This is a genomic window from Paenibacillus sp. FSL R7-0313, assembly GCF_037969885.1.
Taxonomy (GTDB): Bacteria; Bacillota; Bacilli; order Paenibacillales; family Paenibacillaceae; genus Paenibacillus.
In genome coordinates this window covers 4,273,451-4,289,700 of record NZ_CP150219.1, presented here as the reverse complement: position 1 = coordinate 4,289,700, position 16,250 = coordinate 4,273,451, and the positions used below count along the sequence as shown (strand labels likewise).

Genomic DNA, 16,250 nt, shown 5'->3' with positions numbered 1-16,250 from the left:
CAAGCAAAAGAAGTGTTGTTGGAGAAAGTTTTCGTTTGCTTGTATAGACAAATATGACTTCTTTGATCTGTAACTCCCGTAATATTTTCCATTTAGTATGGATAAATATGTGAAGGAGTTACTTACATCATTAAACTGCCGCCTATTGAATTCAAAAGGAAGCCATATTGGATATATGGCTTCATCGCTTAACCTGTGAATGGACACTCAACTATGGAAAGCTTTCCAGAACGAACCTTCTGTATTAATGATATCCTTGATCTGGACAAAAGGAATCGTAAACGTTGGAAACCCTGCCGCATAGGGCGCGATGTCATATGGATTGAAGTAGAGATGCAGAGCATCCGCTGTGACAAAAAACGGCTGATCCGCACTAATCCCCTTATAGGTGTCCGGAAACACATACGAGTATTGAGGATCATTTTTGATCTGATCCCCCACAATCTGGCTTAACACTTTTACGTAATCACTATTCGGTTTAAATAAGTCCTTCAGCTCATACAACTGACCATTCGTCAGATTAATGATCGCATAGATCATCGTAGGCATACCATGCGCTGCACCCGCCGGGTAGTTATAACCTGTGAGTTGCAGTTGTAGCAATTGCTGCTGATAGAACGTAATATCAAAATCACCTGTATACGTATAATCTAGCTGCTGATCCGCAGGGATCGGTTTCACCTGGGAGAGTTGCTTCAACTTGGCATTCAGCGCAAGCTGCTCCGCTTGGTTCGTTAATCCCTCCACCTGCGGATAATATACGAGATAGTCCCTGTTTGGTTTGTACTTCACTTCGCGTACACGGTACGGCGGATGAAGTGGAACGATTGTATTTTGCCGCCAGATGATCTGTCCGGCCCGATTCACATACGATAAGCGCTGGTCTACATAGGCCTTAATCAGATCTGGTGCCACGACCTCCAGCGTTCCCGAACCTTCTACATGTGGATACCCAGCGGCAGGTCTTCCACTCAGATCCAGCAGATAGGTCTGTCTGCCATCCGATGCGGAAGCAAGGCCGTTTTTGTAATTGCCCACTTCGCGATATAGGAACTCCGTAAGTCTTCTGCCATTGGTATCTGCAATCGCGTATACAGAGCCAATATACGGCTGCTCCGGATTAATTGCTTGCCCCAGCGCATAACGATGCTCGCCTAGTTCGCGGATGTCATTATACGCGGGTTGAATGATAAACGATCCCTCCGTATTAATAACACCGTAGATCGATTTGTAGTCCTCTGCTGTATTAACAATCGCTTGCCCGCCGCTAAAAGGAAATGCCGATGAAAACTTGGGCTGAATGCGAATATTACCCCGTTCGTCGATGTACCCATATTTGCCCGAGGTTTCTTTTTGAAAAGCGAGCAGTCCATCCCCTAGTGGTCCCACATAGGCATATGGATACGTTGCGAGCCGATGTCCATTGCGATTAATGAGTGCATATTCATTGTCCTTAATCTGCACAACCGCTTTGCCATCTTGAAAATCATTCGCCGAAGCGAACTGTGCAGGTATCACCTCATTGCCCGACGCATCCAGATAACCATACCGACTCACCGATCCATCTGCCTGACCAGGATTAGAATCGTAAAATAATGCTCGACCGTCGTTCATATTCGAGATATACGGGTACGCCCGTTTGGTCAGAACCGTACCTTGTTCATTAATCATCTTAAATCCTTGAGAATCAATGGTTATCGCCCGTTCTTCGGAAAAGGAATTGATGGAATCGTATACAGGTTGAACGACATACTGCCCCTGAAGATTAATAACGCCGGCACGACCGTCCTTCACAACCACAGCCAATCCATTGGGCTGAAACTCTTGCGCGTCATCCAGTACCGGCTCAAGCCGAATGTAGCCTTGTGCATCCATATACCCCCAACGCGTCCCACTCGTGGTTCGAACGGAGATGGGATATAACCATGTCGTTACCCGGGTATGACTTATAGGGGCCATCGCCTGCTTTATTTTCTTTTCCAGCTCTTGTAGTACTTCTCTGGAAGGATACGCTTCCGGGAAACTGAGTGCCTTCTGAACGGAAGCGAGTGCTGCCGGATACTGGCCTGCATGGTACTGAGCATCCGCAAGGTAATACCAGTAAAAGATATAATCAGGATATTGCTGGGTTAGTTGCTCGTAATATTGCACCACTTTAGGATAATAGGTTGCATATACGTCCGGTGCAGGAACCCATTTCCCATTCTGCCATCGGATAATCTCCACACGATAGGCTTCACCAGTGTCATGTATCCAGAGTGCAATCTCCACTTTCCCATCTCGACCATGCGGACCAGGCATATCTATAATCTCTGCATAGCTATAGTATAGATCGTCAGGCGCCAGATCTTTGAGCCCCGATTCCGTCCACTCATATACGGCAAGCTTAGACCAAATAGAACCAATCCGCCAACCGATAATGAGATTGTTCCTTGCCGTTGAAGTTACAGGGGCTGCAGTCATTAAAGTCACCCCATACCCCAATCCCTTAATGAGTGCCATCTTGATCCAGTGTCCTTGAACAAATTTCAGAATGAGCAAATACAGCTCACCATTCAACTGATAGACTGCAGCAATCTCCGGCATACCGTCACCGGTAAGATCTGCCGCATAGATCGCTGGATGTTGAACAGGTTTATCAATAGTGACGACCGTTGCACCAGCCGGAATATGTTGATTCACAATTTGTGTTAACAGCGGTTCGCTCATGGACATCTCAGTTTCCTCCCTTATGACCGCATTCGCCTAATGGTATGCTTCATAAATCGGGATATGACATCAGAACGAATATAACTGAGAACATTTGAAATTCTCATTTTTTTCTAAACAAACATTAAATGAAGATATTTTTCAATCCGTAAAATACATCGAACTCCAGAATAGCAAAAAAGATTTGCAGTGACCTTATGGTCTTCTGCAAATCTTCTTATATTCTATAATACATCTTATTTATTACATCATATCGCTTCATGTGCCTTCGCTTGGAATACTAACCAATATTACGCCTCTTCTTGCACACTCAATTGCACATATTGGGTGAGACGACAATACTGAAATAACAGCAACTCTTCATTACCTTGTCCAAGAGCCACGCTACGCCCTTCCTTGATGAGGTGATTCAACAACTCATGCAAGAAAGTCATCTGCAACCGCGAGGATTCCGCTGCGAGCTGCTCAAGTACCTCAATATCCCGAATCGTAAACTGAGATAACCCACGTAGGAGCAACTCTTCCGACCAGCCGTTAATTCTCTGCATAAACTGATTATATTCTTCCAAGTCTGCCCATCCTCCCATTACCGATATCCAGTTTCAGACTGAGCACCGTTTGACCCTTCAGGAAGCTGATTGGGCTAATCCGTTTTGGTTCCACACGCACAAAGGCATAGAAGTGTTCAAGCGATTGAGCACCATATCCTGACTCCAGCCTTTGGATCATCGTTTGCCAATCAGTTGAATACGGGAGAGTAAGTGCCAAACGTTCTCCTTCGGCACTCTCAACCGTCAGGACAAGATCCTGCGTTTGTTTGACAAAGTTATGGTCCACAATTTGAGCAACTTTGATCACAGCCAATCGTTCTTTGGGAGCAGCAAACAAGTCGAATGTTCGCGATTCCTCTTGAAGTACAGACGTTACGTCTTGCATGGTTTTGCCCAGATTCAACGTTTCCACACCCGTTCGTGGCAAAATCGCAAGTTTGGCACCTTCCCCGGAAGAGATCCGGCGTTCTTCATTCACTTTAACTGAATGGAATTGAACTTCTTCACCGACGAACTGGCGAAAGGTCAGATTAGGCAGCCATGGTGTGAATGCACCATAATGCTCTGTATATGAGAACTGCTGATCATCGTAATATACAGCACGTACATCGCTATAGGTGTAGATTTCCTCATCATCGAAACAATAGAAATAATAGGTGATTCCACGGAAACCGGATCGTGTCTCCCACGCATCAGCTCCCAGTCCATACAGGTGAAGTGAAGGAACCGTAAAATATTTACTTCGAAAACTGCCAATGAGCTGACTCTGCTGAATGACAGACACCTTTTCTTCTTCAAGAACCTGGAGTGCAAGATACAGCTTGCTCACCCGATCCAACATGGATTGCATGGAGAATCGTATATGTCTGTTGAAAAACAACTGTAGTTCCCCTTGAATCCCTCGTAAACTGCGTTCTATGTCAGGCAGGTTGCCACTATGAGCTGCAATTGCCAAAGTCTCCAGTTGTGCCATAAAGGACTGAGGAAGGCGGGCCAGTCCCGTCTTCAACAATCCTGCCAGCATAACCCGACATTCCTGTACTGTCTGAAGAGAGAACTTGGCTTCGTACACCCGTCCACTTAATGCATCCCTATCATCTAGGCCTTTTAGGTTCCGATACCGTAACAACGCTTCAAGCTTGGCCATTTTCCCAGCAGTCTGTTGCACCTTACATAGTGCTTTTGCAAGGTTCGGTTCCTCAGTAAAAGACACCTCGATATTCTGGGTGGTCAGATGAACCGTAAGAAGTGAATCTTCAATGATCTTAATTTCCTCTGGGTATCTCAGTCGGAAAACAACTTCCTCAATCATGGAAGAACTATACGATTTAATTAACACGGTAAGATCAGACTCCGTCATCCAGCGGAAGCGAGACTCGATCTCACGTGACACCGTATGCGGAATTTCGCTTGGATCGTCCACATTTGATACTAAGTTTGATGCTGATTCTGTTACTGATACGTCTTTGGGTACGTCCAACGGATCATTATCCGATATCCCTGAGTCCTTATCCAGCGCATGCTTCTCGTCTGCATTCATTGAATCCTCTGCCGTATATTCCCGTTGATCATACAGAATTGCAATCAGCACATGCTTGCAGATATGATCGGCCGGGCAGGAGCATTCCCAATGATCCAGCGTATTTTCAAGCGTACATTGGGTCCCGTCACTGAGCTGACAACTCACAGATGATTCATTCCATGTGTACGTCACACTTACACCATTGTCCAACTCCTTCAAAGACCTTTTGTACAACCCCTTGTTGGCATACCGAATCAAATAATCCTCCGTACACAGCTTCGAAAAAATCCGGAATTTCTCCTTGAATCCACTCACGTCATCAACGCCCCGTTGCTCTCAGAATGTCGTAGATCGTTTCACTGAACACGCGACCTGGAACGTTGCCTATAGCAATGGGTTTGTTGTCACCATAGTAATAATATTGCTTGTTATTCGGTTTGAAGAAATGAAGGGATTCCAGGGTAATGTCATCCAATCCCTCGTAATACGTGATACTCGTACCACTGAATTGCAATTCCGCAACAAGATCTCCGTACTCTTTATAAAATTCATGATACCAGCCGCCGTCCTGAGCCGGTCCTTTGATCCAACCGTATTTCTCCAGTGCTTTGGGGAAAGCCGTTGGTGAAAAGTCAGACTCGGGCAGATGATCGTATTCATTCTTCGTCTTGTCCTCATCTTCTGGCTGGTGGATCTCACGATTCAATTGCTCAAATGGCTGCTTGATCTCGTAATCCTCCAACTGTGTTGTCCAACCTTCAAGCGTCGCCTGATCCAATTCCAGCGGGTGTATAAGTCCCACCTGCGCACCCGAAGGCAGATCAACCTCATCTTCATCCACAGAATTGAAGGTGCCATCCTCCATATAACGGAACGTGCTGATCAGAGCGCCATCCTCATACGTTCCCCAGATCAGACCAACAGCAAATTTCTGCATGATTACATTTTGTACAAACAATACTTTCCACTCATCGGCAGACCACAGACGTTGCTTGGACAATGACTCTTCCAGACGCTGCGCCTGAATGTTAACCATGGATTTGAGATCTTTTTTCAGCTGTGTGAAACGTGCCTTGGACTGCGCTGCCAAATCGGGATCATCTTTCTGTGCAGGAGCAGGCAGACTCTTCACGGATTTGCCCGTTTCTTCATTGAGTACAACGACTTGCAAGTCTCCATTTACCTTAATCAGGAAGGAACGTTCTCCGTAACTCAGCTGCATGGTTCCTTTTTCATCAAAACCAAGCGTAGTGACTAACCGATCCTCCAGTTGTTCCGAGGTAAGTCCCATATTATCGGCGGCAAGCTGCAACGCTTCTTCAGCAGCACCTTTCACCTGACGGTTTTTCACGCCACGTTTGATCTTGTCAATCGCCATTAGAGCAGATGGATCTTTCAGATAAGCGAGCACTTTTACAGCATCTGCTGCAATCGCGCCGCGGCTGTTTTCTGTCCATTCCTTAATTTGCGGAGCCAGAATATTCACAATCTGAATATCGCCAAAAAGTGCTGAAACATACATCACCCACTTTTCTTTCGCGGGGGCACCTTCTTGAATCCAGACCTGAATCAATTCACTTGCAAAACGAGCGAGCGATGCCTCACTTACGTAATCCCGTAATTCATTCAACCGTTCATTAGGACCGGATGTATGATCCAATGATTGGACCAAAGCATACTGTTTAATCCGGTCATCTAAAGGCTGATTGTCTTCAATACGTATCAGTGAAGGGAGATCTTTCAAGAACAACCAGCTCAGTCTCGACAACTTTTTGGCATCCGCCTGATCAGCGAGTGCAGCATGGGCATACTCTGGACTTAAATCTGCGGTATCCAGCAGAATTTGGATCAAGCTCTTCCACTCATCGGACTTCTCTTTCTTCAAAAGCTCACCATACAGCTCCTTGCTGTTTTCCAGACTGCGGATTGCGGTCAAAGCCATCTCTTTGATCGCCACTTTTTTCTCCGAGAGGTATACGAGCGTATACAAGTCCTGATCAGGAATTCGGTTGAATTCCGCTAACGCTACGCCATTGGCCTTCTTGGACGAATCCTGCAATCCGGCACGAATCGCTTCGGCCAATATTTTCTTCGATAACTCATCACGCTGTTCAAAGGTTATCTCCAGAATTAAAATGCGCGTATCCGTTGGCAGTTTCTTGTACTGTGTCAGTGCATAGTCCAGATTCTGCTGAATGATTCGGCGGTATTCGTCATGCGGCATGGATTTGTATCTATAGTCGGTCATGCCATTGAGTGAGATCAGGCTGGTTAGCAATTTCTCACGTTGCACCTCAGGATCTTGCCCATAACGTTGAAGCAGCTGCTCTCCACTAAACGCGTATGAATTGTACATGTCCGAGATAATATCCAGTGTCCAATCAGGATGAGTGGTCAGAATTGCGAACCTGCGCATCGCCTCCGAGTCCAAGGGCAGAAAACTAATACTAATGAGGTTGTGAACACGCTTCTTATCCCGATTCAGTTGATTAAACAACCCACGACTATTCGGGTCCTCCCAATATTCCTCAAGGGTGTTTTCCCCACTTAAGTATCTTGCAATCGCAAGTCCTTGACGTCCCCCGTCCAAAGGATGCCGAAGAGCGTTAAATACCGCTTGCTCCAGTGAGCCCTCCGCATTAGGCAATGTCAATCCTTGATCCTCCATGAATTTCTGAATGCAGAGTTTCAGGAATGGCGGTTTTATAATCTCGTATGCTCGAATCGCTTGTTCAGGACGATTCGCGATCGCGGATTGTAACATGTTCCAAGATACCGTGTACGAATTAAGCTCGTCCCGCAACATTTCAACCAACTGATAAGGCTCATCCAGAGGCACAAGTCCAGCAAGCAGATCATTTGGACTTTTTGCTCTAGGGTCCATACTCAGCAAGTAACGGCGAACTTCAAGTGGATAAATCTCATGTAATTGATGTATTGTGTGAAGCAAAACATGCCCAATCTCACTATTTGTATCAAGGAACCGTTGTTTACCTCCACTAATGTTAATCAGGTACAACAAGGCACCACTCACCAGTACCATCGTTTGATGGAATACGGTGTTTGAACATTGCTCTTTTGAAGAGAAAGACGTATTGGGATACAGCTCAGCTATGAGCCGACTGCGCTTTTCTTTGAGGAATTCATCCTTCAATTCTTGGGATGATCCGTTATGCTTTCCTTGAATATTACTGACCACTACAGGTTCAATCAACGTATGTAGCTCGTCCCGCAACTTATCTGGATCATTAGCCATCACATGTTGAAACAATACGGGTAACGATTGAGCAGAAGATTGAACCTCTGCAAGATGAGAAGCCGTGTCACTGAGTCTTGAATATAGTTGTAGCAGCATTAACGCATTGATTACATCTCGATAATCCCCCTGGGTGTCAGCCTTTTTGGAATCAAAAAGCCACTGGGCACGCTTTAATTTGCTCTTTAATTCAGCCGAAATTTCGTTCTCGCCCGCAAACTGTTTGATCTTCTCCAACCGGGACAACAACCCACCCATGCGATCAGCGCTTTTGCTCTTCCCGCTCAATCCGTAGGCTTCTGAATCATTTCCCATACAGACAGTAAAAGCATCCGTTCTCCATGAACTTCTTTTGGAATAATTGGATTCCAGATATATCACAATAGCCCCGGCACGGTAAAAGATATCTCCATCGTCTTTTTTAGCGAGCTTCATGAGCAGATCAATCGTTTGATACACATAATGACTCGAATTTCCCATCATATCAGGGAACTTGTCTGTCGTTCCCAAGACATAATCAATAATTTCGGAGCTTCGATCAGTTTTTAATGAGTACTCGTTTGAACAGGTTACTGCGAATTTCTCCACCAAAGTTTCAACTGCGCGGTCTGCTGTAAGCATTACACATTCCTCCTTGAATTTAAGTGATGATCTCGCCAATCCAATCCGCGAGTTCGTTAGGCGTAATTGCTGCTACATGTGCCCCCATATTGGTTAATGTCTGTGCGGCATGTTTGTTATAGACTGAATCCCCGTTAAAATCGAGCGCGGTGAGAACCAGCAATTTGCATCCTGCATCGATGATATCTTTACAGGCTTTGTACATCTGCGCGATCGGGTACCCTTCCTCCAGATCACTGACCAGAATAAAGATGGTTTTGCCTGGATTATCGATTAACGTCTCGCCATATCGCAACGCTTTGGTAATATGTGTCCCCCCACCGAGCTGTACATTCATGAGCACGTCTACGGGGTCTTCCAGTCTGTCGCTCAGATCAACAACCTGCGTATCAAATATGAATAATTTCGTGCGCAACGCATTCAAGCGATAGAAGATGCTGGCCATCACCGAACTGTAGATGACTGAATCCAGCATACTGCCACTTTCGTCTACACCAATGATGATGTTCCACCTGTTATGGGGCTGTATATTCCCGTCGAAATACAGACGATCAATCACAAACCTGCGCTTGTTTTTATCGTAATTCTTCAAATTCTTGGTGATGGTTCGCTTGAAATTCAGATTGCGCAAGGATCGTACTGAACTCGAGGTATAGCGACTGCGCTTGCCCATGATACTCGCTCGGGTCTGAGATTCCAGCTTACTGCGCAGCTCTTCAACCACGGTTCGCACGATCTCCTTGGCGCTCTTTAACACCTCACCTTTCATCCGTCCTTTGAACTGCATAATGTTCTTGAGCAGATTCATGTTTGGTTCAAGGGATTCAAGCAGCTTTTTGTCCGTTAACAATTCTGTCAGCCCATAACGATCAAGCGCCTGTTTTTCCAATATTTCTACCGTTGGTTTGGGGAATAGATCCCTGACCTTGTGCAGCCATTTTGGTACAGTCAGGTTAGACGCACCGCGTCCTCCCTCTTTTCGGTAACCTTGTTCTTCACCGTATTCACGGTTATAGAGATACCCCAGAATCTCATCGATTTCCGTATATTGAAATTCAGCCGAAGTATATTGGTCTGTATTGCACAACCCTTCTTCGGACGATTCACCAAGAATCAGACGCCAGCGATTTAAGGTTTCAGCAGAATGTTGATCCCCTCGTTTGCTTCCATCCGGATTGGAACTTTCACTGATATCTCTGGTTTCGCCCGTTGTCCGATTCGCTTCATTCATATTAGCTTCCATGCGGTAAACTCCTTTCGAAGCGCTTCATCCCACGTCTTGGACTGAATCAGCATCTGTTCATCGACCGCAGGCCTTAGCATCTCCTCTGGTTCAACCTGATGCAGACTCGCCACCCGTTCAGCAATCAAGCCCGTCTCCATTGGTGTAAAGTAGGTGAATGCCAACCGCAATTCCGGTACCATACTGATGAAATCCTCGTATGACAGCTGTTCAATCAGATAATTCAACTCGGATAACAGCTGATCTTCATATAAAAAAGCGTCACGTGCTACAGTGAATACTCCCTGTAAAAAAAGTGCGGTTTGACGGGTCTGATCCGGTGTACCATGGATATACCCGCGAGCACGATCAACAATCTCATCCCTGGGCCTGTCGCCGAGCCCTGAGGAAATAGCCACACACACACCCTCCAGCTGAGCCGGAAGCTGATGATCAGACAGAAGCTCATTCAGATGAATTCGGAATGTCTCATCCTGAAAATACTCCTCCGATGACTCCGCAAGCATGGCTAGCAGCTTCAATCCCTGAATAATGGCTTCATGTTCATCCGGATTGGCTCTGGAGAGCTGTAACAACTTGTCCACGGCGTTGCTATAAGCTTCGGATACCAGGTCAGGGAGATGTTGCTCGTCAGATAATCCCAGCAACCTGCGGTGTTGATGAATTCGGTTCAAGACATGCAGGCTGTTACATAAGGATAGGAAATTCCCGTCCGTTCTCAGCGCTGAGCGCACCTGTTCATAGAGTTTCATCGCAGTGTCCTGAAGCCCCATGAGTAACGCTTGAAGCATGAGTCGGGCAAGTTCACCGCTATGATGATCCGGTATTTCTTGCATCTGTTCTTCCATTTTGCGTGTAGCCGCTCCAGCAAGCGTTCCGCCATAAAGAGAGTTTTCTATCAATCTGGCTTCAATACGGGATGAGTACATATAAACCCAGGTTTCGCGAACAAGATTCATATCACGCTCTGCGATCCAGTCCGGTCCCGATTGCCGTTTCGCAAATTCCGGAACCAGATAGGTGATGCATTGAATCAATTGGCTTATCTGACGATGCTCCGGTTTTGCATATAGATCCAGCACTTTCTTGTGTTGACCTGTTGTACGAATCTGCAGTTTGTACTCTGTACAACGCGCCTTGAAGTCCTCCACGATGGGAATACTGAATGAATTGGGAGCCACACTTCCAATGACGTCTCCAGTCAATAACTGCTGCAGCTCTTGCAGCGGTTTATCGGTCGCCAAGGTAAGCTCCCCCTTCACAAAGGAAGAGAGTGCTGCATCCATCAACTCATAGACGCCGCCTTCCCTTTTACCCCGAAGCCCGGCAAGACCTTGAATCATGCTGTACGCCTCAATCGCATCACTCGTTGATACATGTTCGTGACCATCCCTTAATTGGCGCATCAGCCGGGATAACAAGTCCAGAGCCGTTAGATTATACGGTGTACTCTTTTTGCGAAGCAGCTGGTTCCAGATCTGATCGTAATAATTTACATAAGGCATGCCGCTCGCATATCCATTGAGCCGATCCGCTTCAGCAAAGGTATAGACCATCGGGTACATTTGTTGGTGAACCGTGTCTGGATTAACCGCACTTTGTTGAGACGTTCCTGGTTTACCTTGTCCCTCCAAACGTTGGTCTGTATGCCGTTTATCCATTTCTGGCTGTTCCAATTCCGATTCATGTTTCTCTGACATCAACAGTCCATACGTATGAAATCCACCGGTAATGACAAGCACACGGTCATGCTCCTGCACCGCTTGATTAATATGTTGTTTCATATATGCTTCTCTTGCCAGATCACCTGAAGACTGTAATCGTTCCGTGGAATAACACATTCGGGATAAGGTACAATACGTGAATACATCCTGCACGAATTCCTCAGTAGACTTCTCCAGGCCACCGATCTCAAACACCTTTTCCCACAATTCATCAAAACTGCGGCAGTTTGTTTTTTGACACAACCGGTTAATGAAGTCAGAGCCCGCAAGCAAGGTTTCGTCCTGAATGGAGATCTCCTTTTGTTCTGTCTGGCCGGATTTGGATGCACGAGTGGAGAAGTGTTGATAGTCCAAATCAATAAACTTCGCCGGAATGTTCAGGCGTTTTGCTTCTTTCAAAGCTACATATTCAGGTGAATACCGAAGCATCGGATAATAGCAGGCTTCTCTCTCCAATTCACTCTCATAGGTATAGTACAGACTGACAGGAGGTAAGGTTGCCTCATCACTCAGCACCGAAATTAATGGATTACCGCTCTCCGGTCCTTCAATCAAAATGATATCTGGCTTGTACTCCTCAATTAATCGTAACAAGTGATACGAACATGCAGGGCTATGGTGTCTAATAGGATAATAGACCGTATGATTACTCAGGTTATATACCTGGGATTCGAACAAGGATTGTAACTGCTCAACATCAGGGTCCAGTACCGCTGTTAACCGATCCATTTTCTCTCCTCATAATAGTCCTTCCACATTCCCTCTTCTCTGGAACGCTCTTTTACGACCTTAGAGAAATAGGTTTTGAGAATGGACAGATCCTTGTCGTTTTCCTTTGCAATGGTCCCCAGCATGTTCTGCACCAACCGATCCAGCGCAATAGCCTTATCTTCGTAATAATAGGAAGTCATCGCACTCTGGACATAGACAGACACCGCTTCCGCCGTACTCATGGATGCTTGAGGGGTGTCAAGTTTGTAGCCTTCCCGTGTCATGCCGGTGCGCAGTTCCATGAATGTTGTAGCCAGCAATTCAACCACATCCGGGTTAATGTCAATATCAATTCCACTATGTAATAACAGGCTTCGTGCCTGGGATTCAATAATTTTGGCTTCCATCTTCACGTTATGAATGGGCTTGATTGTTTCGAAATTGAACCGGCGTTTCAATGCACCACTCATTTCGTTAACACCTTTATCGCGAATATTGGCTGTAGCAATGACGTTAAATCCCGGTTGGGCAAACAGCACACCGCCATCCAGTTCCGGGATGCTCATGACCTTGTCACTGAGAATACTGATCAGACTATCCTGCGCTTCAGCTGGACAACGTGTAATCTCTTCAAAACGGGTAAGAATTCCTTTCTTCATGCCGTTATATAACGGTGATGGCACAAGCGCAGCTTCCGAAGGGCCTTTATCAAGCAGCATGGCGTAATTCCATGAGTACTTGATCATGTCTTCCGTCGTGCCTGCTGTACCTTGAATCGTGTTTAGACTGGTACCGGAGATCGCTGCGGTCAGCAGTTCGCTAAGCATGGTCTTGGCTGTCCCGGGTTCTCCCACGAGCATTAATCCTCGATTGCCTGCCAGAGTAACCACGGCACGTTCAATTAACACGTCATTGCCATAGAATTTGCGGGTAATCGTGATCTCTTCTCCATTTAATAACGCAGGCTTATCCCTGCCTATAATAAAATCGCGCACATAGGCGGGAGATAACAGCCAGTTCGGGGGACGTTTCCCCTGATCTTCCTCTCGCAGCGCACGTAATTCAACCTCGTATAATGTCTCGGCGGGTGGTTTAAGCATCTCCATCGTCAAGGTGTCTCCTCTCACGTAAACAGATCGTATGTTCTTATTCCTATCATTTTATCACAGCCCTCGAACAACTACCCGGTAAAACGATAAAAATGGTTGAAACGTCCTTCTTATCAGCACTCTTCCTAAGTCCATGGACATAGCCTCTAGCACAAATATGAAGGTGAATTATTCTTACAACCGTGCCTAAACACTGTTTTCGGCTCCGAATCAGCATGCTTATTACCCATGCAAACGCATTGTAGGCCATATGACCTTAGGATTCATTACACTTTCGATCATGTGTTTCAACCAAATGAAGCCCATTATTACAAAGAAGACACAGGCCATCAGCAGCTTGTGTCTTCTTATATGTTCAAATTTCACCCAATATCTATGAATTTTGATCGAAACGAACCACTCTCTCAGAATTCCCTACTTACATTCTACGCCCGCATGAAGCGGAATACAGCTCGTACCACTCATAACGGGTAAGCTCAATATTTATTGCATCACGACAGGCCAGAATACGTTCTGGTCGAATCGAACCAATGACAGGTTGTATCCCTGCTGGATGCTTCATTAACCAAGCCAGTACAATAGACTCCGGTGTAACTCCACGCTCCTTAGCCATTCGATCAACCAATTGAGCCGTATGCTCAATTTCAGGACGCTGTCCCTCAACTACCCTGCCAGTAAAACGCCCCTGAGCAAGGGGACCCCAAGCTTGCAGTTGAATATGCTCTGCCTGACAATATTCCATCGTGCCATAGGGAAACACGTTATCTCTAGCTTGGGATCGATTCACCGTAACACCAGCTTCTACGAATCCGATTTTGTCCAGACTCATCTCCAGCTGGTTCACAATCAGAGGCACATTACTGTGGAGCTGAAGGAGGCGAATCTGTTCCGAACCCATGTTGGACACACCAAAATGGCGCACTTTACCGGAATGATGCAGCTCAGCCAGTGCTTCTCCAATCTCTTGCGGATGGGCGAGCGGATCAGGACGGTGTAACAGCAAAATATCCAGATAATCGATGCCGAGCCGTTCCAGGATACCGTCCACACTCGCCAGAATATGTGCACCTGAGGTGTCATAACGCTGCGGTCCTTCATCATCACCCACAAGACGTATACCACACTTCGACTGTATAATGATCTGTTCACGCAAGCCGGGAGTTTCGGATAAAACTCGCCCCAAGACATGCTCTGCCTTACCACGTGTGTAAATATCCGCCAGATCAAAGTGGTTAATGCCTATTTCGAGAGCTGCTTCTACCGCTCGATGACCTTCTACGACAAGATCTGAAGTAATGGGGAGCCCATCCCATTCACCCCCAAACCGCATACAGCCAAGAACCATTCGACTTGCCGGAATCTGGTGGTGATGCAAAGGAAGTTGTGCGTAAGACATGTCAGCGTTCACCTCATTTTCATTTTTACCAAGCATAATAATCGATTCTCTCTACCATGTCTTCTTCCATCTTCCTCTATTTTCCTGCTCTATCATCCATATGAAGAAAAAACAAGGTTTCAAAAGCTTGTGTATTGAATATATAGAGGGTGCAGGTATTATGCAGGAATATGAGAGGAGATATTACATTTGAACCCGAATGAACCCAACGAGTCCTCAAAGCCAGCGTTTTTCACGAAAGAATTCACGCATAACCCTTACCCGGTGTATGAAAAGTTAAGAAAAGATGAGCCCGTTTTCAGAGTCATGTTTCCTCATGGGGAATTCGGCTGGATTATTACCCGATACGAGGATGCAGTCCAGATTCTGAAAGATCCTCGATTCAGCAAAGACATGGTCCGACGTTACGGCGCTGACAATCAAAGCATCTTCTCGAATAATATGTTGTTCTCCGATCCGCCAGATCATAGACGTCTTCGGGGACTTGTGCAGAAAGCATTCACACCCAAACTGGTCGCAGACATGCGAAGCCATATTCGGGACATTGCTGATGAACTGCTGGACAACCTCCCGTCACAGGAAAAAATGAATCTGATCGATGACTTTGCCTTCCCGCTGCCTATCATTGTCATTAGTGAAATTCTGGGAGTACCTCTTGAGGATCGTGACAAATTCCGCTTGTGGTCCAATACGGTAATCGATGCTTCCACAGCCGAGAGCGCCGAGCTGTTTGAGCAGCATGCAAGGGAGTTTACGGATTACCTTACGGCCTGGTTTGCAAAAGTTCGCCGAGATCCCGGCACTGATCTGATCAGCCAGCTTGTCATTGCAGAAGAATCCGGGCAGCACTTAACTGAACAAGAACTGCTTGGCGTGGTCTCCTTATTAATCATTGCCGGTCATGAAACAACTGTTAATCTCATCGGCAATGGGATTCTCGCCCTGCTGGAGCATCCAGAGCAACGCGAACTGCTCATCAAGCAGCCCGAGCTTATTCACAATGCCATTGAAGAGATGCTTCGTTATAACGGGCCTTTGGAGTTCAGCACATCTCGCTGGGCTCTGGAAGATATTGAATTCCGTGGAGAGCATATCGCTCAAGGTGAACTTGTCATTGTTGCGCTTGGTTCCGCCAACCGGGACGAACAGCAGTTTAAGGATGCTGATATCTTCGACATTACCCGCGAAAAAAGTTCGCATCTGGCTTTTGGCAAAGGCATTCATCTCTGCCTGGGAGCACCGCTTGCTCGTCTGGAAGGTGAGATTGCAGTCAGCACACTTCTGAATCGTTTTCCAAATATACAGCTTCAGGCAGATGTGAATGAACTGGAATGGAGACCTGGCATGATTGTTCGTGGTGTCAAGGAAATCCCGGTTCAACTTAAATAATAGCTAAATATGAATAAAT

9 protein-coding genes are annotated in these 16,250 nt (G+C 46.2%); 1 reads left to right on the top strand and 8 read right to left on the bottom strand.

Translation table 11 applies throughout. The annotated features are described in order from the left end of the window. Window positions 1–207: 207 nt before the first annotated feature. The 8 genes from NSQ38_RS18885 to NSQ38_RS18850 all read right to left on the bottom strand — a co-directional run bounded on the left by NSQ38_RS18885 (window position 208) and on the right by NSQ38_RS18850 (window position 14,842). Complete coding sequence (locus NSQ38_RS18885) at window positions 208–2,715, bottom strand: WG repeat-containing protein (protein WP_339783447.1); 2,508 nt, start codon at window positions 2,713–2,715, stop codon at window positions 208–210. 284 nt (window positions 2,716–2,999) lie between these two features. Beyond that, complete coding sequence (locus NSQ38_RS18880) at window positions 3,000–3,278, bottom strand: hypothetical protein (RefSeq protein ID WP_339783445.1); 279 nt, start codon at window positions 3,276–3,278, stop codon at window positions 3,000–3,002. Next, window positions 3,265–5,097, bottom strand: a complete 1,833-nt coding sequence (locus tag NSQ38_RS18875) for a hypothetical protein (protein WP_339783444.1) — start codon at window positions 5,095–5,097, stop codon at window positions 3,265–3,267. Before NSQ38_RS18875 ends, NSQ38_RS18880 begins: the two co-directional genes overlap by 14 nt. Window positions 5,098–5,101: 4 nt before the next feature. Beyond that, window positions 5,102–8,659 carry a DUF4132 domain-containing protein gene (locus NSQ38_RS18870; protein WP_339783442.1) on the bottom strand — a complete coding sequence of 1,186 codons (3,558 nt, stop codon included), beginning with the start codon at window positions 8,657–8,659 and terminating at the stop codon, window positions 5,102–5,104. 19 nt (window positions 8,660–8,678) lie between these two features. Next, entirely contained in the window at window positions 8,679–9,902 is a 1,224-nt protein-coding gene (locus NSQ38_RS18865; RefSeq protein WP_339783440.1) for a VWA domain-containing protein, read from the bottom strand. Further along, window positions 9,887–12,355, bottom strand: coding sequence for a DUF5682 family protein (locus tag NSQ38_RS18860; protein ID WP_339783439.1), 2,469 nt, complete (start codon window positions 12,353–12,355; stop codon window positions 9,887–9,889). Before NSQ38_RS18860 ends, NSQ38_RS18865 begins: the two co-directional genes overlap by 16 nt. Beyond that, on the bottom strand, window positions 12,343–13,443 hold the full coding sequence (locus NSQ38_RS18855; RefSeq protein ID WP_074095349.1) for an AAA family ATPase: 1,101 nt from the start codon (window positions 13,441–13,443) through the stop codon (window positions 12,343–12,345). Before NSQ38_RS18855 ends, NSQ38_RS18860 begins: the two co-directional genes overlap by 13 nt. Window positions 13,444–13,864: 421 nt before the next feature. Further along, a complete protein-coding gene (locus NSQ38_RS18850) occupies window positions 13,865–14,842 on the bottom strand; it encodes an aldo/keto reductase (protein WP_339790593.1) in 978 nt (325 codons plus the stop codon). Window positions 14,843–15,031: 189 nt separating this feature from the next. Between NSQ38_RS18850 and NSQ38_RS18845 the strand changes: the two genes are divergently transcribed. Continuing rightward, a complete protein-coding gene (locus NSQ38_RS18845; RefSeq protein WP_339783437.1) occupies window positions 15,032–16,231 on the top strand; it encodes a cytochrome P450 in 1,200 nt (399 codons plus the stop codon). The last annotated feature ends 19 nt before the right edge of the window (window positions 16,232–16,250 follow it).

Bases quoted from the DNA above. Each gene is read 5' to 3' on its own strand.
- NSQ38_RS18885 (WP_339783447.1), bottom strand. From the start codon at position 2,715: ATGTCCATGAGCGAACCGCTGTTAACACAAATTGTGAATCAACATATT.
- NSQ38_RS18870 (WP_339783442.1), bottom strand. From the start codon at position 8,659: ATGCTTACAGCAGACCGCGCAGTTGAAACTTTGGTGGAGAAATTCGCA.
- NSQ38_RS18865 (WP_339783440.1), bottom strand. From the start codon at position 9,902: ATGGAAGCTAATATGAATGAAGCGAATCGGACAACGGGCGAAACCAGA.
- NSQ38_RS18860 (WP_339783439.1), bottom strand. From the start codon at position 12,355: ATGGATCGGTTAACAGCGGTACTGGACCCTGATGTTGAGCAGTTACAA.
- NSQ38_RS18855 (WP_074095349.1), bottom strand. From the start codon at position 13,443: ATGGAGATGCTTAAACCACCCGCCGAGACATTATACGAGGTTGAATTA.
- NSQ38_RS18850 (WP_339790593.1), bottom strand. From the start codon at position 14,842: ATGTCTTACGCACAACTTCCTTTGCATCACCACCAGATTCCGGCAAGT.